This is a genomic window from Sphingobacterium sp. 1.A.4, assembly GCF_002734245.1.
In the GTDB taxonomy this organism is placed as follows: domain Bacteria; phylum Bacteroidota; class Bacteroidia; order Sphingobacteriales; family Sphingobacteriaceae; genus Sphingobacterium; species Sphingobacterium tenebrionis.
This window is the reverse complement of sequence record NZ_PEAZ01000048.1, coordinates 1-21,585: the sequence shown is the minus strand read 5'-3', so window position 1 is coordinate 21,585 and position 21,585 is coordinate 1. Positions and strand designations below refer to the sequence as shown.

19 protein-coding genes are annotated in these 21,585 nt (G+C 38.3%); 12 read left to right on the top strand and 7 right to left on the bottom strand.

The features are described from left to right. Nucleotides 1-122: 122 nt before the first annotated feature. The 3 genes from gyrA to CRJ00_RS07455 are packed head-to-tail and all read left to right on the top strand — an operon-like array spanning nucleotide 123 to nucleotide 4,972. Nucleotides 123-2,675: a DNA gyrase subunit A gene (gene gyrA / locus CRJ00_RS07465; protein ID WP_099366249.1), complete on the top strand. Its 2,553-nt coding sequence runs from the start codon at nucleotides 123-125 to the stop codon at nucleotides 2,673-2,675. Beyond that, a complete protein-coding gene (locus CRJ00_RS07460) occupies nucleotides 2,659-3,777 on the top strand; it encodes a tetratricopeptide repeat protein (protein WP_180268447.1) in 1,119 nt (372 codons plus the stop codon). The genes gyrA and CRJ00_RS07460 overlap by 17 nt, the downstream gene beginning before the upstream one ends. A 19-nt stretch (nucleotides 3,778-3,796) precedes the next feature. Beyond that, entirely contained in the window at nucleotides 3,797-4,972 is a 1,176-nt protein-coding gene (locus CRJ00_RS07455; protein ID WP_099366247.1) for a tetratricopeptide repeat protein, read from the top strand. A 61-nt stretch (nucleotides 4,973-5,033) separates the two neighbouring features. Here CRJ00_RS07455 and CRJ00_RS07450 read toward each other — a convergent pair whose 3' ends face one another. The 3 genes from CRJ00_RS07450 to CRJ00_RS07440 all read right to left on the bottom strand — a co-directional run bounded on the left by CRJ00_RS07450 (nucleotide 5,034) and on the right by CRJ00_RS07440 (nucleotide 7,454). Next, nucleotides 5,034-5,852, bottom strand: a complete 819-nt coding sequence (locus tag CRJ00_RS07450; RefSeq protein ID WP_099366246.1) for a ZIP family metal transporter — start codon at nucleotides 5,850-5,852, stop codon at nucleotides 5,034-5,036. Nucleotides 5,853-5,977: 125 nt separating this feature from the next. Beyond that, on the bottom strand, nucleotides 5,978-6,448 hold the full coding sequence (locus tag CRJ00_RS07445; protein WP_099366245.1) for a Dps family protein: 471 nt from the start codon (nucleotides 6,446-6,448) through the stop codon (nucleotides 5,978-5,980). Between the two features lie 46 nt (nucleotides 6,449-6,494). Next, nucleotides 6,495-7,454 carry an aldo/keto reductase gene (locus CRJ00_RS07440; RefSeq protein ID WP_099366244.1) on the bottom strand — a complete coding sequence of 320 codons (960 nt, stop codon included), beginning with the start codon at nucleotides 7,452-7,454 and terminating at the stop codon, nucleotides 6,495-6,497. Nucleotides 7,455-7,629: 175 nt separating this feature from the next. Between CRJ00_RS07440 and CRJ00_RS07435 the strand changes: the two genes are divergently transcribed. The 4 genes from CRJ00_RS07435 to CRJ00_RS07420 are packed head-to-tail and all read left to right on the top strand — an operon-like array spanning nucleotide 7,630 to nucleotide 10,999. Next, nucleotides 7,630-9,312, top strand: a complete 1,683-nt coding sequence (locus CRJ00_RS07435; RefSeq protein ID WP_099366243.1) for an RluA family pseudouridine synthase — start codon at nucleotides 7,630-7,632, stop codon at nucleotides 9,310-9,312. Nucleotides 9,313-9,354: 42 nt separating this feature from the next. Continuing rightward, nucleotides 9,355-9,927, top strand: a complete 573-nt coding sequence (locus tag CRJ00_RS07430; protein ID WP_099366242.1) for a Crp/Fnr family transcriptional regulator — start codon at nucleotides 9,355-9,357, stop codon at nucleotides 9,925-9,927. Nucleotides 9,928-9,935: 8 nt separating this feature from the next. After that, on the top strand, nucleotides 9,936-10,508 hold the full coding sequence (locus tag CRJ00_RS07425; protein WP_099366241.1) for a pentapeptide repeat-containing protein: 573 nt from the start codon (nucleotides 9,936-9,938) through the stop codon (nucleotides 10,506-10,508). 2 nt (nucleotides 10,509-10,510) lie between these two features. Then, entirely contained in the window at nucleotides 10,511-10,999 is a 489-nt protein-coding gene (locus CRJ00_RS07420) for a L,D-transpeptidase family protein (RefSeq protein ID WP_099366240.1), read from the top strand. A 50-nt stretch (nucleotides 11,000-11,049) separates the two neighbouring features. Here the strand turns inward: CRJ00_RS07420 and CRJ00_RS07415 are convergent, their stop codons facing one another. The 4 genes from CRJ00_RS07415 to CRJ00_RS07400 form a co-directional block, all read right to left on the bottom strand. Further along, nucleotides 11,050-12,225 carry an ABC transporter permease gene (locus tag CRJ00_RS07415; protein ID WP_099366239.1) on the bottom strand — a complete coding sequence of 392 codons (1,176 nt, stop codon included), beginning with the start codon at nucleotides 12,223-12,225 and terminating at the stop codon, nucleotides 11,050-11,052. A 12-nt stretch (nucleotides 12,226-12,237) separates the two neighbouring features. Further along, nucleotides 12,238-13,200 (bottom strand): HlyD family secretion protein, encoded by a 963-nt coding sequence (locus tag CRJ00_RS07410; RefSeq protein ID WP_099366238.1) that lies wholly within the window; start codon nucleotides 13,198-13,200, stop codon nucleotides 12,238-12,240. A 2-nt stretch (nucleotides 13,201-13,202) separates the two neighbouring features. Beyond that, nucleotides 13,203-14,600, bottom strand: coding sequence for a TolC family protein (locus CRJ00_RS07405; protein WP_099366237.1), 1,398 nt, complete (start codon nucleotides 14,598-14,600; stop codon nucleotides 13,203-13,205). A 79-nt stretch (nucleotides 14,601-14,679) separates the two neighbouring features. Next, the gene (locus CRJ00_RS07400; protein ID WP_099366236.1) at nucleotides 14,680-15,246 is read right to left on the bottom strand and encodes a Crp/Fnr family transcriptional regulator; all 567 of its coding nucleotides are present in this window, start codon (nucleotides 15,244-15,246) and stop codon (nucleotides 14,680-14,682) included. A gap of 204 nt (nucleotides 15,247-15,450) precedes the next feature. On the opposite strand from CRJ00_RS07400, the gene CRJ00_RS07395 reads away from it, so the two are divergent. Genes CRJ00_RS07395 through CRJ00_RS07375 form a run of 5 tightly spaced genes read left to right on the top strand, consistent with a single transcriptional unit; the run spans nucleotide 15,451 to nucleotide 21,213 of the window. Further along, nucleotides 15,451-17,457, top strand: a complete 2,007-nt coding sequence (locus CRJ00_RS07395; protein WP_180268446.1) for a TonB-dependent receptor plug domain-containing protein — start codon at nucleotides 15,451-15,453, stop codon at nucleotides 17,455-17,457. Nucleotide 17,458: 1 nt separating this feature from the next. Next, a complete protein-coding gene (locus CRJ00_RS07390) occupies nucleotides 17,459-18,517 on the top strand; it encodes an HmuY family protein (RefSeq protein ID WP_099366234.1) in 1,059 nt (352 codons plus the stop codon). Between the two features lies 1 nt (nucleotide 18,518). Further along, nucleotides 18,519-19,394: a heme/hemin ABC transporter substrate-binding protein gene (locus tag CRJ00_RS07385; RefSeq protein WP_099366233.1), complete on the top strand. Its 876-nt coding sequence runs from the start codon at nucleotides 18,519-18,521 to the stop codon at nucleotides 19,392-19,394. After that, nucleotides 19,391-20,437, top strand: a complete 1,047-nt coding sequence (locus CRJ00_RS07380; RefSeq protein WP_099366232.1) for a FecCD family ABC transporter permease — start codon at nucleotides 19,391-19,393, stop codon at nucleotides 20,435-20,437. Before CRJ00_RS07385 ends, CRJ00_RS07380 begins: the two co-directional genes overlap by 4 nt. Beyond that, complete coding sequence (locus tag CRJ00_RS07375) at nucleotides 20,434-21,213, top strand: heme ABC transporter ATP-binding protein (protein ID WP_099366231.1); 780 nt, start codon at nucleotides 20,434-20,436, stop codon at nucleotides 21,211-21,213. Before CRJ00_RS07380 ends, CRJ00_RS07375 begins: the two co-directional genes overlap by 4 nt. Nucleotides 21,214-21,585 lie beyond the last annotated feature (372 nt).

The following is a 21,585-nucleotide window of genomic DNA, read 5'->3' as shown; positions in this document are numbered from 1 at the left end:
TTGAATGTTGATATTTTTAATGCCTTAAATACTGTTTAATGCCACAAAAATTGTGTACCTTCGCCTGTTAGGTGTAATCAATTGGATGATCCACCTGAATGTTTGATTGAAACCAAAAAAGAATGGCTGAAGAAACAGAAAACGAAAACAACTTAGTGCCTGCCGAAAACAGGATTATCCCCATCAATATTGAAGACCAAATGAAATCGGCCTACATCGATTATTCGATGTCGGTAATCGTTTCTCGTGCCCTACCGGATGCACGTGATGGTTTCAAACCCGTTCACCGCCGTGTATTGTACGGTATGTTGGATTTGGGGGTAACTAGTGGAAAACCTTTTAAGAAATCTGCCCGTATTGTCGGGGATGTATTAGGTAAGTATCACCCACATGGTGATTCATCAGTTTACGATACGATGGTTCGTATGGCTCAAGATTGGTCCTTACGCTATCCATTGGTCGATGGACAGGGAAACTACGGTTCCCTAGATGGTGACCCACCAGCGGCAATGCGTTATACCGAGGCTAGACTTCGGAAGATCGCTGAAGAAATGCTTGCCGATATCCAAAAGGACACGGTAGACTTTCAATTGAACTTTGATGATTCCCTTCAGGAACCAACCGTTCTTCCGACCAGGATCCCGAACCTATTAGTAAATGGTGCTTCTGGTATTGCGGTAGGTATGGCCACCAATATGGCACCTCATAACTTAACAGAGGTGATCGATGGGACTATTGCTTATATTGATAATAGGGACATTGAGATTTCGGAACTGATGACCTATGTAAAAGGTCCTGACTTCCCTACTGGTGGTTTAATCTACGGATTTTCTGGGGTTAAAGATGCATTCGAAACTGGTCGTGGCCGTATTGTGATGCGCGCTAAGGCGGAGATCGAAACGACCAAAACCGGTAAGGAAATTATTGTGGTAACAGAGATCCCTTACCAAGTGAACAAAGCAGAGATGATTAAACGTACTGCTGACTTGGTCCATGAAAAGAAAATCGAGGGAATTTCTGAGATCAGGGATGAATCGGCGAAAGATATCCGTGTGGTTTATGAAATCAAGCGTGACGCCAATGCCAATGTGGTATTGAACAACTTGTATAAATATACCGCTTTACAGACTTCTTTCTCGGTAAACAATATCGCCTTGGTAAAAGGTCGTCCGATGTTGATGAACTTAAAGGATATGATCCATGAGTTCGTTGAACACCGCCACGATGTGGTTATTCGCAGAACGAGGTTTGAATTAGCCGAAGCTGAAAAACGTGCGCATATATTAGAAGGATACTTGATTGCATTAGATCACCTGGATGAAGTCATCCAATTGATTCGTAATTCCGATACGCCTGAAGATGCGCGTGTTGGATTGATGGAGCGATTTGGATTGTCTGACATACAGGCAAGAGCTATCTTGGACATGACCCTAAGAAGGTTGACAGGACTAGAGCGCGATAAGATCAAAGAAGAATATGCGGAATTGATGAAGACCATCGAATACTTAAAAGAAGTTTTAGCGGATGAGTCTTTACGCTTTAAGATCATCAAGGAAGAACTTGTTGAGGTTAGGGAGAAGTATGGTGATGAGAGAAGATCTCATATCGTACATTCTGCAGAAGATATGCGTATGGAAGATTTCATCGATGATGAAGAAGTGGTGATCACGATCTCCCATAACAGTTACGTAAAACGTACGCCATTAACAGAATACCGTCGTCAAGGACGTGGAGGTAAAGGTGCTATCGGGTCAACAACCCGCGATGAGGACTTTACCGAGCATATTATTACGGCATCTGCACATAACTACTTATTGTTATTTACAGAAGCTGGACGTTGTTTCTGGCTACGTGCCTTTGAGATTCCGGAAGGAAGCAGAACATCTAAAGGAAGAGCACTACAGAACATCATCAATATTCCAAAAGATGAAAAGATCAAGGCTTATATCAAAGTCACCAATCTGAAGGATCAAGAGTACCTGGAAAACAACTACATCATCATGTGTACGAAAAAAGGTACGATCAAGAAAACATCATTGGAAGCATACTCAAGGCCAAGGGCAAATGGTATCAACGCGATCAACATCAATGATGGAGATCAATTGATTGAAGCAACCTTGACTTCGGGTACAAGTGAAATTGTGATGGCGCTTCGTTCTGGTCGTGCGATCCGTTTTAACGAGTCGACTGTTCGCCCAATGGGAAGAACGGCAACTGGTGTTCGCGGAATCACCTTAGCACATGAAAAAGATGAGGTAGTTGGCATGATTAGTGTTAATGATCAAGAGACAACTGTATTGGTAGTTTCTGAAAAAGGTTTCGGAAAACGTACGGATATTGAAGATTACCGAATCACAAACCGTGGTGGTAAAGGTGTAAAAACCATTAACGTAACGGATAAGACCGGTGAACTTGTTGCGATCAAAGGTGTAACCGATGAGAATGACTTGATGATTATTAATAAATCAGGAATTGTTATTCGAATTGGTGTGGAAAGTTTACGAGTGATGGGACGTGCAACGCAAGGTGTAAAACTAATTACATTGAAAGATACGGATGCAATTGCTTCCATTACTAAAGTAGAAAGACAAGAAGAGGAAGAATTTGATGGCGAAGAAACAGAAAATCAATCTGAAAATAGCTCAAGTAATCCTGAGAATGAAGAACAAGAATAATCTATTTATCGGAGCATTAGCTCTCCTATTTGTATTATTTTCACAAGCCTCTTATGGGCAATCTGCCTATAAGGAGGCTAGTAATGCGTTTGCTTTATATACGCAGACTGGAGATATCAAGAATTTAGATAATGCCATGAAACAATTGGGCAATATCTATAAAACAAAAAAAGACTCCACGAAGACTAGGGTAAATGTGTTGCGCGCAATGGTGTTAAGTTCGCTTGCTTATGCGGATTCTAATCGTACCGTAAAGACGAACATCAATCAGGATCCTATTGATCTTACTTTCCAAACTCTTGGAAAATTAACTGATAAGGATAAGGAAGGATATCCTGGTGAGATGGATTACGTGAAGCAGAATTTGGCAGCAGCATTGATTACCCGCGCGAATAAGGCTCTGAAAGACAGTAAATTTGATGCGGCATATCAAGATTTCAGTAAAGTGGATGAAATGCACGTCAAATCGGAAGATGTCACCTATAACCTGGCATTATTAGCCAATAAGGCTGGTAAATTGCAAGAGTCGGTTAAGTTTTATAAAGCTATTCTTGAGTCGGAAAAAGTTACTCCACAGCAATACATTGAACTTTCTGATATTTATGATAAATTAGGGGAAAAGCAATTGGCTTTGAGTACGCTTGAAACTGGTAGAACCAAATTTCAGGAAGAAAAATCCTTATTGTTCCTTTTGATTGATAAATATGCGAAGAACAAAGCTTACGATGCGATTGTTCCTTTAATTGGAGAAGCATTAAAATACGAACCGGAGAATGTAGATCTTAATTATTTAGCGGGTTATGCAAATGAAAATGCAAACCAGGTAGCTATAGCAAAGACTTATTATGAAAAGGTTTTGCAATTGGATGCAAATAATTATGAATCTAATTTAGCCTTGGGATTAATCTATTTAAAAGATTTCTTGTCTGATACCTCGAATCAAGAAGCGCAATATAATGCACAGAACTATCTTTTAAAAGCGAATGAGATTAAGCCTTATGAGATCAATGCGTTGAAATCATTGGCGATGTATTATGAAAAGGCGGAAGATGCAACACAATTGGATCGTGTAAACATGTTATTGAACCAACTTACAAATTAATAAACAAAACAAATACGATATGAATCTGAAGAAATCCATATTATTGGCAGGCGTACTTTTGGCGACAGGAACTACTGCTGTATTTGCACAAGCTAGTAACGTAAAAAAAGCTAAAGCTGCAATTATTAAATTTGAAGAACTAAAAGCTGCTGGAACGGCTGCTTTAGGGAAAACAAATCTAACTACTGCTCAAGAAGCTATTGATGCAGCTGTTGTGCATGAAAAAACAAGTAATGATCCAGAAGCTTGGACTTACTATGCCTTAGTTTATTCTAATATTGCATTTATCGATAAGAATGCAGATGCTGCTACCAAAGCTTCCGAAGCTGTTAAAAAAGCAACTGAATTAGATAAGGAGAAAAAGCATACAGATAATATTACTGTTGCAAGCCAAACATTAGGTCAGTTTAAATTCAATCAAGGTGTTGCTGCATGGGATAAACAAGATTATAAAAATGCATACAATGAATTCAACGATGCATTGACTTATCTTCCTGGTGATACGACATTGACATTCTACGCTGGTTTGTCGGCTGTACAGACAAAAGATTATGACAATGCGATTCCTAAATACAAGGCATTGATCCCTAACAAGGAATTCTCAAGCCATAAGACAGTATTATTGGATCTTCCAAAACTTTATATGTCTAAAGGTGATACAACATCGGCATTAGCTGCTGCTGCTGAAGCGGTTGCTGCTTATCCAAACGATAATGATGCTGTTGTACAGAATATTGAGTTTAATTTGATCACAGGTAATGAGGCGAAGATTTTGAGCGATATCGAAGCGCAAATCACGAAAGATCCTCAAAATAAAAGCTTGCACTACTATTCTGGTTTAGCATATGGTACAGCTGGAAATACGGAGAAAGCTTTAGCGGCTTACAAAAAAGCGTTAGAGATTGATCCTAATTATCCTGAGGCAAACATCAATGCGGCTGTTGTGATCATGAATTCTGGTCGCGATGAATTATTGGCGATCAATGATGATAAAAATTTACCTGCTGCTGAATACAACAAAAAGCTTGCTGCGATCAAAGCGAAAATCGCTACAGCTCTTCCTTATTTGAATAAAACAATCGAGTTAGATCCAAATAATAAAGATGCTTTACGTAGTTTGAAAAGTTACTACGACTTTATCGAGGATACAGCGAAATCTACTGAAATCCAAGCGAAGTTAGATGCTTTGAATTAATCAAAGTATGGAAATACAAAAAGCCATCCATTTCTGGATGGCTTTTTTGTTTTGTATTAATTTATCCCAATGCGACATCCAATACCATCATCACCACAAATCCCAAGACAAATCCTAAGATAGGAATATCGGAATGTTCTTCTTGTTGGGTTTCTGGGATTACCTCTTCGATAACCACAAATATCATGGCTCCTGCGGCAAATGCTAATGCATAAGGCAAAATAGGAAGGAAGAATCCAACTGCAAAAGCGCCAAGAACAGCAAAAATAGGTTCCACCACGGCCGATAACTGTCCGTATTGGAAACTCTTCCATCTGGAAAGCCCCATTCTCCTTAATGGCATGGATACGGCAATTCCTTCCGGAAAATTCTGAAGTCCAATTCCCATCGCCAATAAAACTGCCCCAGCAATACTTGCTTCTGGAGATCCTGCTGCCGCTCCGCCAAACAATACCCCTACTGCCAATCCTTCTGGAATATTATGCAGGGCAATGGCTATGGTCAATAAAGTGGTTCGATGTAAGGATGATTTTGGACCTTCTGATTTTAAAAAGTTCAAATGCAGGTGTGGCATGAGCTTGTCCAAGCCAAATATGAAAAGTGCACCCAATATAAAGCCAATGGCGGCTGGCATTACTTTTTCAAATCCACTGCCGTCGCTCATTTCTATTGCTGGTGACAATAAGGACCAAAAACTAGCAGCGATCATAACGCCTCCTGTAAAGCCCAACATGCCATTCAATAGTCGTTTGTTTACTCCTCTGAAAAGAAAAACGGATGCTGCTCCTAATGCGGTCACTCCCCAAGTGAATAAACCTGCTAATAAAGCTGCTGTAACGGGATTTAAGGTTCCCAAATAGGCAATTAATTCGTCGATCATTTAAATAACTAATTAAATCGCTTTGAAATTAACTATTCTTTGGAACAATCCTATCTATTCTATTGATTATTAAATGAAATTCAAAAAAAAAAGCTCCCGAAGGAGCTTCTAGAGCTGAGTGTATGCTATTTAAGGTGTGATCTTAGCATCCAAGCTGTTTTTTCATGTTTTTCTAGAATGCCAACCAAAAAATCTTCTGTTCCGGCATCCTTGTTTTTTTCCACTTTATCGATATCCTCTCTCAAGGAAATGATCAGGCTTTCAAAATCGTTGAGGATTTCTTTGATGAATCCCTTGGAATCATTTTTACCATAAGCCATTTCTGTTAATTGGGTTATTTCTAACCAAGCTTTCATGGTTCCAACAGCATAATGGCCAATGGATCGAACTCGTTCCGCTACTTCATCAATGATTTCCGCCAATTCATCATATATCGTTTCAAAAAATAAATGTTGAGCATGGAAGTCAGGTCCTTCTACGTTCCAATGAGCGTTTTGAACCTTTGTATACAGCACATTTTCATCTGCCAATAATTTATTCAATATTTCAGCTACTGCTGAGGTGTTTTTTTCTGTAATTCCGATATTAGTTTTCATGGTATTATATAATTTATTTGTTGTTTATACTTTTTAAGAATTTATTCTAGTATTTACTTGCTTCCTCAAGTTTCTGCAGTGCCTCCTCCCCTAATCTCAGTTGAATAGCGGCTTCAAAGGCTTCAAGATGTTCCGTTTTGGTCGCACTAGCAATAGGTGCTGTGATGGTAGGTTGGGCTAATAACCAAGCTAAGGCTACTGCGGAAGGGCTTGTTCTGTATGCATTGGAAACTTCATTTAATGCCGCTACAATTCTTCTTCCCCTTTCATTCCAATAACGTTTCTGAATGCCTTCTCCCCTAGCTGATTTTATAAAATCAGATTCGGTTTGATATTTCCCACTTAGAAAACCACTTGCTAAAGAATAATAAGGAATAACGGCTAATTCATTTTCCTCAACTAATTTCAAATAGGTCTTTTCATAGTTCTCCCTATCGTATAGATTATATTCTGGCTGTAGGCTGATGTAAGCAGGCAAATTTTGTTCTTTGGAAATAGTTAAAGATTCCTGCAACCGAGCAGCTCCAATGTTTGATGCTCCAATATGTTTTATTTTACCTTCCTGGATCAAATCTTCATATGCCCTTAACGTCTCTTCAATTGGCGTTACTTCATCATCATAATGAGTTTGATATAGGTCTATATAATCGGTCTGTAGTCGTTTTAGAGAAAGTTCAACCTGCTCCTTGATATAACTCGCCTGGGTATTTGGTTTGGTATCATATCCAAATCGGCCACCAACTTTGGTCATGAGAATAATTTTTTCTCTATTTCCTTTGCTGTTGATCCAGTTTCCTAAAATGGTTTCAGATTCGCCGCCTTTGTTTCCAGGTGCCCAATGGCTATAATTATTGGCTGTATCGATGGCATTGAAGCCTAAATCCATAAATTGATCCAAGATATCAAAGGATTGCTGTTCATCTAAGGTCCAACCGAATACATTACCACCAAATATAAGAGGAACAATCGTTAAGTCTGATTTTCCCAATATTCTTTTGTTTTCCATATATATCCCTAATTTTGATGTATACAATTTACCAATAAAAACTGCAATTAGAGATATTTTAAAGGCATTTTTATGTCATTTTAGGTTTGAAAATTGCTGGAATTTGAACTTCATCATTATTATCTTAAATCCTTCTTAATATTTGTATTTTTGCCCCGAATTGAACTGTCATTAAATGAGTAATATATCATTCCTTCATCGCTTTCAGCACGATGTATCGCATATCAAAAAACCGGAGAAATTTACATTCCCCTTTTGTTATGAGCCGCATGCGTTAAGTATGCTTGCTGCAAAGCAGGTGCAGGAATATTTATTGACCCAAAAAGATTTCGAACATAATTTTGGGCTAGAGGATCATAATAGTGGTTTAGTGATTGGAAAGATGTTTGGGGTTTTGGTCGTTGAAGATGAACATGGTGGCTTAGGTTATCTTGCCGCCGTTTCTGGGAAGCTGGCTGGAACGAATCAACATCGTTATTTTGTACCTCCAATCTTTGATATGTTAAAGCCTGAAGGTTTTTTTCTTGAGGAAGAACAAGAGATCAATCGGATCAATAGGGAATTGAAACAAATAGAAGAAAATGGAAAGCTTCAAGCTTTGAAACTTCAATTTGAATCTGCCAAGGAGGAACAACAAAAATCACTTTCTGCACTCCGGAGGTTGCATAAGCAAAATAAAGCGGAAAGAAAGCAAATTAGAACCATCCAAAAACCGATCCTTTCGGAAAATGCTTATCAGGAATTAGAAATTGATCTCATTAAGCAAAGTTATCGGGATCAACATGAATATGATGTAGCAAAGGGAAATGCTTTAAAGGTGATAGAACGTTTCGAGGAAAAGTATCTTATGGAACAACAGCAGATCGAAGCGTTAAAGAATGAGCGTAAAGAAAGGTCGTCATCCCTGCAGAAACGCCTATTTGATCAATACCATTTTTTGAATGCGCAAGGGGAATCAAGATCAGTGTTAGATATCTTTCAAGAAGCTATTCAATTGCAACCTCCTGCAGGAGCTGGAGAATGCGCTGCCCCAAAATTATTGCAGTTTGCCTATCAACATAAGCTAAAACCTATTGCTATGGCGGAGTTCTGGTGGGGAGAATCGCCAAATACAGAAGTAAGAAAACATTTATCCTTCTACCCTGCTTGTCGAGGTAAATGCGAACCCATCTTAAACCATATGCTACAGGGATTGGAAGTTGATGATAATCCCATGCTTCAGCATCCGGATAGTGATTTGGACATTGATATTATATACGAAGATGAATCGATCATTGTTGTCAATAAGCCAGCAGAGTTTTTATCGGTTCCCGGGATCAATGTTAAGGATAGTGTTCAGACCAGAATATTGGAAAGATTTCCAGAAATAACCGGTCCATTGATTATCCATCGTTTGGATATGTCGACTTCTGGAATTTTAGTGTTGGCAAAGAATAAGGAATCCCATCAATTTATTCAAGATCAGTTTATAAAACATACTGTTAAAAAGCGATATACCGCCATTTTGGATGGTGTAATAGAACAGCAGGAAGGACTTATTGATCTACCGTTACGAGTAGACTTGGATGATCGTCCAAGGCAAGTGGTCTGTTACGAATATGGTAAAACGGCTCAGACAAAATTTAAGGTTCAAGCAATAGAAAACGGAAGGACCCGGATCCATTATTTTCCTTTAACAGGTAGAACGCATCAATTACGTGTGCATTCAGCGCATAAAAAAGGCCTCTTCTGCCCTATTCTGGGGGATGATCTTTATGGCCAACGGGCGGATCGTCTACATCTGCATGCAGGCTTTATCGAATTTACCCATCCCATTTCTAAGGAAAGGATAAGTTTTACGCTCGAAGATCCGTTTTAGTTAACTGAAATTTACTTATCTTGGATGTAAATAACTCCTTTTATGGAAATCTTAAAATACGCCTATCAACACCCACTTTTCGAAAAAGAAGATCTGGAAAAAATTTTTGCTGCCCATGAAAAAATTCAGGTATCTAAGGGTGAATTCTTGTTGAAGAAAGATCAGGTATTGAATCAATTTTATATTCTTGAAGAAGGGTTGGTTCGTACTTTTCTATACGATTATGAAGGGAATGAAATCACGACAGGCTTTTCTGGAAAGAATGAAGTGGTTATTGAGGTGGCCTCTATTTTTCAACGTATCCCATCCCAGGAATATATCCAATGCTTAACGGATTGTGTGCTATGGAAATTAGATTATGATGGATTTCAGGAACTTTTCCATCAGATTCCGGCCTTTCGGGAATGGGGTCGAGCATGGATGGCTTTCGAATTATACCTCAGCAAAAAAAGAGCAACAGAGATGATCACGGAGCCTGCAAAAAGTAGATATCTCCATCTCATGAAGGATAAACCGCAGATCATCCAACAGGCACCACTGAAATTCATTGCTTCCTATCTGGGGGTAACGGATACTTCTTTGAGCCGAATTAGGAAGGAAATCATAAATGAATAACTATAAACATGGCTGAATATTTCGAAGATAAAACCTTTACAGCAGAAGATCTTGGCGATCGACCCTTAGTAAAAGGAGAATACGAATACTGCAGATTTGAAAACTGCAATTTCGAACGGATGGACCTTTCCGAAATGAAATTTGTGGATTGTACTTTTTCGCATTGTAATCTTAGTCTAGCCAACTTGGAACATAGTATGATTCAAGATGCAAAATTCGAACATTGTAAGTTATTAGGATTAAAATTTGATAGCTGTAATCCCTTTAACCTGAGTTTTAGCTTTGATCATTGTATCCTAGATCATTCCTCCTTTTATCAATGTAAACTGAAGAAAACAAAGTTCATATCCTGTAAACTACATGAAGTTGACTTTGAATCTGCGGATCTGCTGCAGGCGTACTTTGAATATTGTGATTTATTAAATAGCACCTTCCTAAATTCCAATTTGGAAAAAGCAGATTTTTCAACTTGCATAAACATACAATTAGATCTAGATCAAAACGCGGTTAAAGGCGCAAAATTTTCTATTTCTTCCCTACCGGATTTATTGGTGAAATATAAAATACAAGTAACTGGGTAGGCATGGATCGGATTGATTTAGCGAAGAAGAAACATTTACCGAAAATTTTAGCCACACTCCAGCAGTTGGGCATATACAAAGACCGATTGGAAATTCAATTTTTAGGAATTAAAAGCCAACAGCTGCTTCAATTATGGGTAAGAAATACGGGCGATACTTCATTTCAACTTTATCAACAATTTCCCTTGACGGCTTTTTCAGGTACTTTAGGACCAAAAGAAAAAGAAGGTGACCTTCAGATTCCCGAAGGGAACTATTTCATCAATCGTTTTAATCCTAAGAGTAAATATCACCTTTCTTTAGGAATCAATTACCCGAATGAGGAAGATCTATTCCTTGGTCGAACCGGCTCTGATATCTTTATCCACGGTGGATCAACTTCCAAGGGATGTTTGGCTATTGGTGATGAAGCCATCGAAATTGTTTATTTATTGGCTTTAATGGCTAAAGATAATGGACAAAAGGAAATACCTGTCCAAATAGTTCCATAAAAAAACACCGAAACAACAGTTCCGGTGTTCACTCATTTGTTAAAAGACAATTAAACGGTTTGTTTAATCGGAGTATCTTTTTTGATCTTTGATATTTTCCATTGTAAGAGTACGATGGAAAGAATTAAGGTGATACTAGCAATCCATCCTAAGCCCCAAATAGCATCTTGGACAAATTCTACAGATCCATTTTCAATGATCAAGGTTCGGAATATCTGTAGATAGTGTGTTAAAGGAATCATGTTGGCAATAGCAACTATCCAATCCGGCATTTGACTCAATGGCCAGGTAAAACCACTCAGAATAAAACTAGGCGTAGCGATCACCATCAGGATTTCGGTGGCTTTCAATTGGCTAGGAATAGCCAGGCTGACCAAAATACCAATAAAACTGACAGCTGCTAAGAACAATAGTGTAGTCCAAAAGAAGGCCGTTCCATTAACATGCAATGGCATTCTATACCATAATGAAAAACCATAATATAGCCCATAGATCAAAATCGACATAAATAGGTATGGTAGTATTTTCACCAAAATCAAAATGAATACATTTTGTGATTTTCCAACCAACTCTGCAAAAGTTCCTTTCTCAAATTCAGAAGAAAAACTAAGGGCCAATCCCAGCATCATGACCTGCTGTAAAACAGTCAGTAAAACTCCGGGCAGCATGAAATAAAGGTAATTACCACTACGGATATGCTGTTTGATAATAGTCGTTTTAAAGGGTTCATATTGCTGTGCTGCGACAAACTCTGGGACTCCCTTTTTTTGTTGGGCTTTGATTTGAATTCCTGCTTTCATGGTTCCGGCTGCTACATTCACAGCCATCATCGCATAGTTTGATGTTAAGGTGTTGGAAGCATTCACAAATAAGGTGACTTCTGTTGGCCTATTGTAATTAACATTCGAAGAGAAATCTTTAGGTATTTGGACCACGACTGTTGCTTCATGTTTCATGGCCTCATCGTTGGCTTTAAAAGCATCATCCAATACTTTTGCCACATAGATAACTTCCCCGTCATTGAACATGTCGATTAGTTGCCTACTCAAGGGGCTGCGATCTTCATCCACCACGATAATAGGTAGATGCGTTACTTTTCCTTTTTTATAGACCCCTCCTACCAATACACCATAAAGAATCGGAGCACCAAGAAATAGTACCAAAAGGACCTTATTCTGAAAGAATAATTTGAATTCCCTTTTGATCAGTGCTATAAAATTTTTCATTTTCCCCTCCTTTTAGTCTTCTTTTATGATAAATGTTGCTTTTGTCAAGAGATCTTGAACCTGTTTTGGATCTATAGCCTTTAAGCGTATCTCAAACATGGATTGCTGCTCTTCAAAATCTGGATAAGCGGTACTGATGTTGGCATAAGCAGTTAAAGGTTTAACCGTCTCGATACGAGCTTGAATTTCCTTATTGTTCATATAAGGGATGACCAATGTTTTTTGGCTACCCTTTTGAAAATCCTTGATTTTTCCTTCAGGAACCGTTACTCTGAAATAGGTTCCATCCTGAATATATCCTGATACCAAACTATATCCGGCCAAAGCCAATTCTCCGGTTTTGAGATTAATGTTTTCAATACTCATATCCTGCGGAGCCAAAATATATCGCTCTTTAGCAGCTACCGTAACTTCAGATACTGCACCTAAGGCACGTTCCTTTTGGCCTAAAGCCATTCTCTGCTGTTCAATTCTTGCTCCATGTTGGACGTCGGCCAATTCTGCTTGCGCAGCTAAGTATTGGTTTTTTGCGCCTTGGTATTTGGCATAGACTTCATCGTATTTTTGCTGTGCAACTAATGAGTCCTTCAATAGGTTATTCATCCGATTTAAAGATTTTTGGGCAAAGTCATATTGTTCCTTTAATCCGGATACTTTTGCGTTCAATTGTTTCATCTGTCCATCAGTGGCACCTTTAACAGCCATTTCATATTGGGCCTGTGCAGCGTTGAGTGCTCCCTGAGCCTGAATGGATTTCGCATCCACTTCAGGAAATTCCAGGATAAGTAAGGTGTCTCCTTTTTGAACAAATTGTCCCTCCTCTACCAATACCCGCTGAATCTTACCAGGGATTTTGGTGGTTACGGCAATTTGATCCCTTTCAATTTTACCTTCTATTTTAATTTGTTTTTTAGCTTCTGTTTGACAGCTCTGTAATAGTAAGTATGCACTTAGGCTATATATTAATTTTTTCATGGTTATCGAGTAATAGTTTCGTATAAGTTTCCGTTAGCTTTCAAAAGCTCGCTAGCTGCTTGACGTTGTGCCAGCACTTGCTGGAAGTAGTTTAAAGACTGTTTATAATATTCGTTTTCAGCTTCCAGGCGTTCCGTAACATCTGTCAAACCTTCTTCAAATTGTCTGGATGCAAGATGAAGGTTGTTTTTGGCAATAGCTACCTGTTGCTCATTCACTTTGGTCTTTTTCAAAGCAAGCTGATAATCTATCGTGGTTTTTTTCTGTAATAAGGAAAGCTTTTCCTGTGTATCCAACAGTTTGTTGTCATTGATCTGCATATCCAATTTTGCTTTCTCGATGGCAGTTTTATGTGCCTTTCCTTCAAAAATGTTCCATTTCATTCCGATTCCTACCGCATAATTAGGTGCCATCTGAAAATGATTACTTTCCAGTTTTAGGTCGCCCATTTTAGGAAGATTTTTGATGGTAAAATCTGTTGAAAATGCATTGATATAGGATAGATTACCAAATGCAAAAACCTGGGGTAATCTACTACCCTTTTCTTTTTTGTATACATATTCATAAGCTTTGCCTGCAGCCTCTAAAGCTTGAATTTCCTTACGGTTCATTGTTTGGGCATCTTCCAGATTCAAGCTGAGTTCCTGCAAATTGTAATTAGTTTCTTTTAAGCGTTCTATCGGTAGTCCTGTCAGTTCTTGTAGTTTGAAGAATAAGAGCTCCCGATTACTTTCCAGTTCTGCTTTTCTACTTTCCAATTCCAACATCGCCAATTTAATCTTGTCCCGATCATAGGGAATAGCTAAACCATTATCTATCGCTCGAACCACTTTTTCGTGTTCCTTTTGCAAGCGTTTTTCAGAATCTTGAATAAGTACCTCCACCTCTTTCAACAACATCAGTTGATCAAAACTCAAGACCACTTCTTGAGCTAATTGATCATAACCTGCTTGATTCATTAAATCCTGTGCTTTGAATTTTTGTTCGAGGGCTTTTTGTCCGTTAGTGATCTGCAGTCCACTAAAAATAACCTGGGTGGCAGTTACCCCTGCCATGGCTACTTGTGAAGAAACATTTAATTGTTGCGTGCCATCAAAAATGGAAGTTCCTAAAAGGGGCAATTGTTTTGTAGGAAGATCTACATCCATATTACTGTTCAAATAGCCATACATGGCATTTGCACTAACATGAGGTAGGAATTTTCCTTTTACATGCTCCCTTTCCAAGGAAATCTTTTGATTTTCCAAGGTGGCATTCTGAATAGATCTGTTGTGTTGAATGGCTTGTTCTACCGGTTGTTTAAACTCTTTAAATCCGATTTGTTGAGCTTGAACGGCTATTGTAGAACCAAATAATACAGCCGTATTTATTAAAGCCTTTCTAATTGTTTGATTGTTCATGACCAGTTTGTATTATCTTTTAACAATACAAAGGTAATGAGGATAAAGGAGGATATTTTTAAGATATCTTAAAAAAGGTCTATACCTTTCCTCTAATTACGGATAAAGTTTGTTGTGATATGCCAAGATAGGATGCAATATGTCCTAAGCTGGCATTTTGGAATAATGTAGGGTTTTGGGTTATAAGACCTTCATACCTTTCCTGGGCAGTTTCAAATTGTGTGTTGTAGAACCTGTTCGAAAAATTGATCAATGAATCCAATAGCACTTTCTGAATGATCTGATTGACGGTTATATTGGTTTTGGCAAGTTCTTCTATGGGAGCAAATGGCATTAGCCATATTTTAGATGGCGCTAATGCTTGAAATCCAAAAAGTGAAGGTTTTCCGTAGAATACACTTTCAATACCTGTACTAAAGCTGTTAGGACCGAAAAAATAATGCGTAATATCCTTTCCGTTTTTATAGTAATAGATTCTGGTGAATCCACTCTCAATGAAATAGATATACCTTAAATGACTGTCTGGTTCAAAAATAATATCTCCTTTTTGATATTCCTTCTGTTCCATGATCTGGTCGAAGAATTGTTCAACCTCATCATTAATATGATAATATTCACTAAAAAAATTCAATAAGGGTGTTCCCATGAAATAAAAATAAGGCTTTTATTTCCGATTATTAAACTAAAATTTCCTTTCACGTCCCTTTCTTATTTGGAACTGTTCTAAACAAGCTATAAGTTTGTAGTGTTGTTTATAATGATTCTAAATAATTACATGAGACTTACTTTTTACATACTTTGCTATTCCTTATTACAAACATCAATTAATCCTGTTTTTGGTCAAACATCTTTGGATAAGGATCAGCGCCAAAAGCAGGATTCTTTATTTCAAAAACAAGTTATCGAGCAGGTGGTTGTGACAGGACAAATAAAGCCAACCTCCTTAAAAAACTCTATATATGCCGTTCGAACCATCAATCGGGATGATATCATTCGACGAGGGACAAGCGATATTACCACTCTTCTGAATACGCAATTAGGAATCCGCTTTAATAATGATTTGGTTCTTGGTGAATCGGACATTGAATTAATGGGTATGAGTGGGCAAAATGTAAAGATCTTATTGGATGGCATTCCATTGATTGATCGTGGAAGTACGAAACAAAGTCTGTCACAGATCGACATTAATACGATCGAGCGCATTGAACTTGTTGAAGGACCTGTGTCGGTCATTTATGGAACGGATGCTTTGGCAGGTGTAATCAATATCATTACAAGAGATGCAAGTATCTTAAAGAGCCAATGGAATTTGGAAGTCAGACTTCTTGAAGAAACTGTAAATACCGAATATAATCCAGCCTATGCAGAAGGTCGACATAACCTACATGCCAATCTGATTTACAGCAAAAATAATTGGTATGGGAATATGACCGCCAGCAGGAATACCTTTGGTGGATATCAAGGCAATCTTTCTGGAAGAGCACTGGCCTGGCAACCGAAAGACCAATACCTGGCATCAGGAAAAATAGGTTATAATCATAATAATCTGCATGTATTTTACAATTTTAGTTTGCTGGACGAGGATATTTATACACCGGGGAACATCTTACCTAATAACAGATATATAGATAAGAATTATCTAACTAACCGATATAACCATATGGTTCAAGCCGACTGGAAATGGAAGGAAAAATGGAATTTTGTAAGCTCCTTTACCCAACAGAATTACAGGCGTGCCACCGTAACCAATATACATGACTTTGAAAAAGGTACGATGGAACTGAGTACGGGCGCTGGTGAACAGGATGTTTCTACTTTTTATCAAAGTTTTGGGAAAATTACTGGTCATTATAAATGGTCAAATCGATTGGATTTATTGAGTGGCGTGGATATTGACTATGACCGGGGGTCAGGAGCCCGCATTCAAGATCGTTCTGAAATTTGGGATCTTGCAGCTTTTATAACGGCAGATTACCGACCAATTTCTTGGTTGATGATTAGACCTGGCCTACGGTTTATCCATAATTCCATATATGATGCTCCTCCGGTAATTCCTTCTATTAATGCAAAATTATTATTGAACGAACGTTTTGATTTGAGACTTTCCTATGCTCGCGGTTTTCGGGCACCAAGCCTAAGAGAACTTTATTTTAACTTTTTTGATAGTAATCATCAAATTGAAGGCAATAAAAATCTGAAAGCTGAACATAGTAACAGTTACCATTTAAATCTAAATTTTGAAAAAGCATTTCATTCACAAGCATTTCTAAGGACAAGTTTTGGTAGCTACTACAATCAGTTTAATAATCTGGTCACGATGAGTATGAAGCCTGGGGATAACAGAGTGAATACTTACCTCAATTTGGCCCATTATAAAACTACTGGATTTAACCTTGCCAATACCTTTTCTTATAAACACACGAAATTAGATCTTGGCCTTGGCTATATAGGTAGATATAATATGCAAAAAGCGATTAATCAGGAATTAAAACAATTTTTATGGACGCCAGAGCTTAATGCCGGAGTATCGCAAGAAATACCTCGATGGGCGACAAATATTTCTGTGTTTTTTAAATATAATGGCAAAAGGCCAGGATATGAAACCATACAGACCAATACTGGCGTAGAAGCTAGACAGACCAGTCTCGCCAGTTTCCAACAACTCGACCTGAGCGTGAATAAAACCCTTTTCAAAGGTTTAAACCTACAGGCGGGTATTCGGAACTTGACCAATACAGAAAATATTGAAAATACGGCTACAGTTGGTTCAGGAGCGCATAGTTCTTCCGTTTCGTCTGTACCTATTAGTTATGGAAGATCATACTTCTTTGGTTTGCTTTACAATTTGAATAAATAATATGAGAACAATTACTACTTTAAGTGCTGTTGCGATTTTAGGATTTTTAATGTTAGGATCTTGTAAAAGACAAGATGCACCTATCCCTAAAATAAAACCTTCTGATGGAAATAAATTAACATTAGACGGTGGACCTGGCGGTTCGTATGCCGAAAATGCGGTATATGTTGATTTGAGCACAGATAAACAATCGTCAGTTAAACGAAGTTCTTGGAACTTAGGCTTTCATTGCGGTGCAGAATTCAGTGTTATTCTGAATAGTTCGATGGATATGTCGGCAATGGTTACCAATTCCACCGATATTAAATCAGTCAATAAAACTAATTTCGATGTTGAACAATTGAAGTTAGATATCAAGCCTGAAAAACTGAAGATTTATGATGATACATTAGGTAGGCTAAATCATAATGTCATCGCTGAAATCAAGGCCAATGCTAACGACAATAAGGTTTATGTAGTTAACAGCCCAACTCCCAAAGGCGATGATGAATTTTGGAAAGTTAGGATCGTAAGAAGCGGTACAAATGCTTATACCCTGGAATATGCGAAATTAGAGGATCAACAAATCAAATCATTAAGTATTACCAAAGAGGAGGCTTTTAATTTTAAATTCATCTCCTTCGCCTCAGGTCCGGTAAATGTAGAACCCAAAAAAGAAGAATGGGATTTTGTATGGACAAGATCGATCTATTTCACTTCCATGGCCGGAACTCCTGTACCCTATTCTTTCAGCGATTTAATATTTACCAACCATCTTTACAAAGTTACTTCTGAACAAATCATCTTTTTGGACAAAGATGGAAAAAGCAATGGTAAACCCACTTATGATGAATTTGACGAAAGCAAATTATCCTTGGTAACCTTTAAACCCAATAGAAATGTGATTGGTGCTAATTGGAGAAGTGCTTTCTCTCCTGGTGCCTATAAAGATCGTTACTATGTAATCAAGGATAATCTTGGAAACATCTATAAGTTGAAATTTATCGCCATGGGTGCTGGAGGTGACGGCGGAAAACGTGGATATCCTGAATTGGAATATAAACTTGTAAAAGCCTATTAACATGAAAAATATTGGATACTTGTTCGTATTTATGGCCTTTTCGCTGTTTATTTCCTCCTGCCAAAGTGGAAATTCGGAAACACAGAGCACTGCAGCCAATAACCCTGATTCATTACGCATTGTTTCGTTGAATGGTACTATTACGGAAATATTGAGCTTAGCCGGATTAGAAGATCAGATCGTAGGCACTGATGTAGCTTCGACCTATCCAGAATCCATGAAATCCAAACCTAAAGTTGGTCATAATCGTAAAATCCCGGTGGAAGGTGTATTAGCCTTAAACCCCAATTTGGTTATCGGAACCACAACAGAGGTTCCAAAAGAAACTGTTGAACAGTTTAGACAGGCAGGTCTAAAGGTCTTACTGCTTGATCAGGAGTATTCTGTTGAAGGCTCGAGGAACCTTATCCGTGCATTAACCGATTCGTTGAACCTGAAACTTAAAGGAGATTCCATTCTTTCATCGTTTGATAAAGAAATTGCGGATGTAAAGTCTTTCCCGGAATCCCACGGAAAGCCTAAGGTTCTATTTATTTATGCGCGAGGCAGTGGTACCATGATGGTTGGTGGATCAGATACCCAAGTGGATAAAATTATCCAATTGGCAGGAGCGGTGAATCCAGCAAAAGATTTTAAGGACTATAAACCATTAACATCAGAGTCTTTGGTGAATTATAATCCTGATGTATTGTTGCTGTTTGATTCTGGATTATCCAGCTTAGGTAGTGCTGAAGGCCTATTATCAGTTCAAGGAGTAAAGCAGACCAAAGCAGGCAAAAACAAGAAAATTATTGCCATGGATGGGCAGTTATTATCGGGCTTTAGTCCACGGTTGCCACAGGCGATCAAAGAGTTACATACTAAAATTCATGAATGATAGAAAAATATAAAACGATTTTCATTATCTCTCTACTACTATTTCTAATTGGCTCCTGCATACTTTCCATATGTGTAGGGGCCATAGAAATACCCTTAGGTGATTTAATGAAAATAATTAACAAACAATTCCGATCAAATAATCCTGTTGAATCCCAACAGGAGGCCGTGTTAATGGCCATCCGTATGCCCAGAGTCATCCTTGGTCTTTTGATCGGTGGAACATTAGGGATATGCGGTACAGCCATCCAAGGGATTTTCAGAAATCCATTGGCGGAACCTGGGCTGATAGGGATATCCTCTGGTGCATCCTTATTTGCCGTGATGTTCATAGTATTAGGAAATCCCCTGTTTTCTAGCTTAACGCATTATATGGGTTACTATGCTTTAGCTATAGTTTCGTTTTTAGGAGCTCTGCTCACGACAACCGTACTTTACAAGTTTTCAGTGAGGAAAGGAAGAACTTCCATCACAACCTTACTTTTAATGGGCATTGCTATCAATGCATTGATCGGGGCATTGGTGGGTCTTTTTACATTTATTGCGAATGATGAAGAGTTAAGGAATATCACATTTTGGAATTTAGGAAGTTTGGGAGGCGCTAGCTGGCAATCAGTTACTGCCCTGCTCCCATTTGCATTGATTTGTATGGGCTCTTTGCTATTCTTTGGAAAACCCCTAAACGCCTTATTGTTGGGCGAATCCCAAGCGGAACATCTAGGGATTAATTTGCAGCAAACCAAAAGGAGTATTGTGGTATTAACAGCGATCGGTGTGGGCGCCTGTGTGGCCCTTTCTGGAATCATCGGCTTCCTGGCACTTCTTGTTCCACATTTATTGCGGATGACCGTTACGGCAGATCATAAGTTCCTACTTCCTGGCTCCATACTTTTGGGAGCTAGTTTATTGGTATTAGCAGATTTATTGGCTAGAACGATCGTTATTCCTGCCGAACTTCCGATAGGAATCATTACAGCTATCATGGGTGTGCCGATGTTTTTAGCCATTATCATAAAGAATACGAAGGAAGGAAATATATCATGATTTCCATCCAAGGACTTAATTATTCCATTGGATCCCAAAGGATTCTTCAGGATGTTCATATTCGGGTTGCTGGCGGTGAATTGGTTGGGATTATCGGTCCTAATGGTGCTGGGAAATCCAGTTTATTAAAGTTAATCAGTAAGGAGTATCATGGATATTCTGGTGAGATATTGATTAATGGAAAGAATTTGAAGAAATATAAGATTTTGGAATTGGCTAAATTCAGAGCTGTTCTTCCGCAGAGTAATTATCTCGCTGTAAATCTTAAGGTTTTGGATATTGTTTTGATGGGTAGATATCCGCATTTCAATTATAAGCCGAGTTCTGAAGATATTAGGATTGCGAAATGTTGTTTGGATGAAATGGGTATGGCGGGGTTTCAGGAAAGAATGATTTTTACGTTATCAGGAGGAGAACAACAAAGGGTGCAATTGGCAAGGGTTCTTGCCCAGATTTATCAGCAAAGGGACGGGATATTGTTGATGGATGAGCCGATCAATGGATTGGATCTGGAGTATCAACAGGTTATTTTGGAAAAGGCAAAGGATTTGGCAATGCTTGGAATGTGTGTTATCTGTGTGTTGCATGATATCAATTTGGCGGCACAGTATGCAGATAATATTCTTTTATTGAAAAATGGGAAGGTAAAGGATTTTGGACCTCCTGAGGAGGTTTTGACGGAGGAAACGGTTTTTGAAATGTATCATACAAAAGTGAAAAGAATTGAAAAAGGGATTTTGGGGTATACGGGCATTCTTCCTTCAGGGATGGGATGATAAATAGGTCATTGTGATTTTACGTCATTGCAATTTACGTCATTGCGTTTTACGTCATCGTAAGTTTGTAGGGAAGTTATAGGAATTAAAGAGACAGAATATAATTTTGTATTTCATTTAGGATACAGCGAGAGAGGGAGTAAGATTTTTAATCGTCATTGGTCCTTGAGAGACCCTTCGCAATGTTAATCCCCCTCTCTTATTCCTATCATAAACTTGGACAGTTCATTAGGCCAGGAGCCTGTTTTTACGATTGATAAGTTATGATAAGAGCTGCTGTGATCCACAAATATGATATACAAATATGGTAACAGGTATTGATTGTTCAAAGGATTATTTTGACATTTCTGTCCAATCGGGAGAGAAAGAGGT

Coding starts and splice junctions, on each gene's coding strand:
- CRJ00_RS07435 (WP_099366243.1), top strand. CDS start 7,630: ATGAGTAATATATCATTCCTTCATCGCTTTCAGCACGATGTATCGCAT.
- CRJ00_RS07455 (WP_099366247.1), top strand. CDS start 3,797: ATGAATCTGAAGAAATCCATATTATTGGCAGGCGTACTTTTGGCGACA.
- CRJ00_RS07390 (WP_099366234.1), top strand. CDS start 17,459: ATGAGAACAATTACTACTTTAAGTGCTGTTGCGATTTTAGGATTTTTA.
- CRJ00_RS07405 (WP_099366237.1), bottom strand. CDS start 14,600: ATGAACAATCAAACAATTAGAAAGGCTTTAATAAATACGGCTGTATTA.
- CRJ00_RS07430 (WP_099366242.1), top strand. CDS start 9,355: ATGGAAATCTTAAAATACGCCTATCAACACCCACTTTTCGAAAAAGAA.
- CRJ00_RS07385 (WP_099366233.1), top strand. CDS start 18,519: ATGAAAAATATTGGATACTTGTTCGTATTTATGGCCTTTTCGCTGTTT.
- CRJ00_RS07415 (WP_099366239.1), bottom strand. CDS start 12,225: ATGAAAAATTTTATAGCACTGATCAAAAGGGAATTCAAATTATTCTTT.
- CRJ00_RS07440 (WP_099366244.1), bottom strand. CDS start 7,454: ATGGAAAACAAAAGAATATTGGGAAAATCAGACTTAACGATTGTTCCT.
- CRJ00_RS07375 (WP_099366231.1), top strand. CDS start 20,434: ATGATTTCCATCCAAGGACTTAATTATTCCATTGGATCCCAAAGGATT.
- CRJ00_RS07450 (WP_099366246.1), bottom strand. CDS start 5,852: ATGATCGACGAATTAATTGCCTATTTGGGAACCTTAAATCCCGTTACA.
- CRJ00_RS07380 (WP_099366232.1), top strand. CDS start 19,391: ATGATAGAAAAATATAAAACGATTTTCATTATCTCTCTACTACTATTT.
- CRJ00_RS07425 (WP_099366241.1), top strand. CDS start 9,936: ATGGCTGAATATTTCGAAGATAAAACCTTTACAGCAGAAGATCTTGGC.
- CRJ00_RS07420 (WP_099366240.1), top strand. CDS start 10,511: ATGGATCGGATTGATTTAGCGAAGAAGAAACATTTACCGAAAATTTTA.
- gyrA (WP_099366249.1), top strand. CDS start 123: ATGGCTGAAGAAACAGAAAACGAAAACAACTTAGTGCCTGCCGAAAAC.
- CRJ00_RS07460 (WP_180268447.1), top strand. CDS start 2,659: ATGAAGAACAAGAATAATCTATTTATCGGAGCATTAGCTCTCCTATTT.
- CRJ00_RS07410 (WP_099366238.1), bottom strand. CDS start 13,200: ATGAAAAAATTAATATATAGCCTAAGTGCATACTTACTATTACAGAGC.
- CRJ00_RS07400 (WP_099366236.1), bottom strand. CDS start 15,246: ATGGGAACACCCTTATTGAATTTTTTTAGTGAATATTATCATATTAAT.
- CRJ00_RS07445 (WP_099366245.1), bottom strand. CDS start 6,448: ATGAAAACTAATATCGGAATTACAGAAAAAAACACCTCAGCAGTAGCT.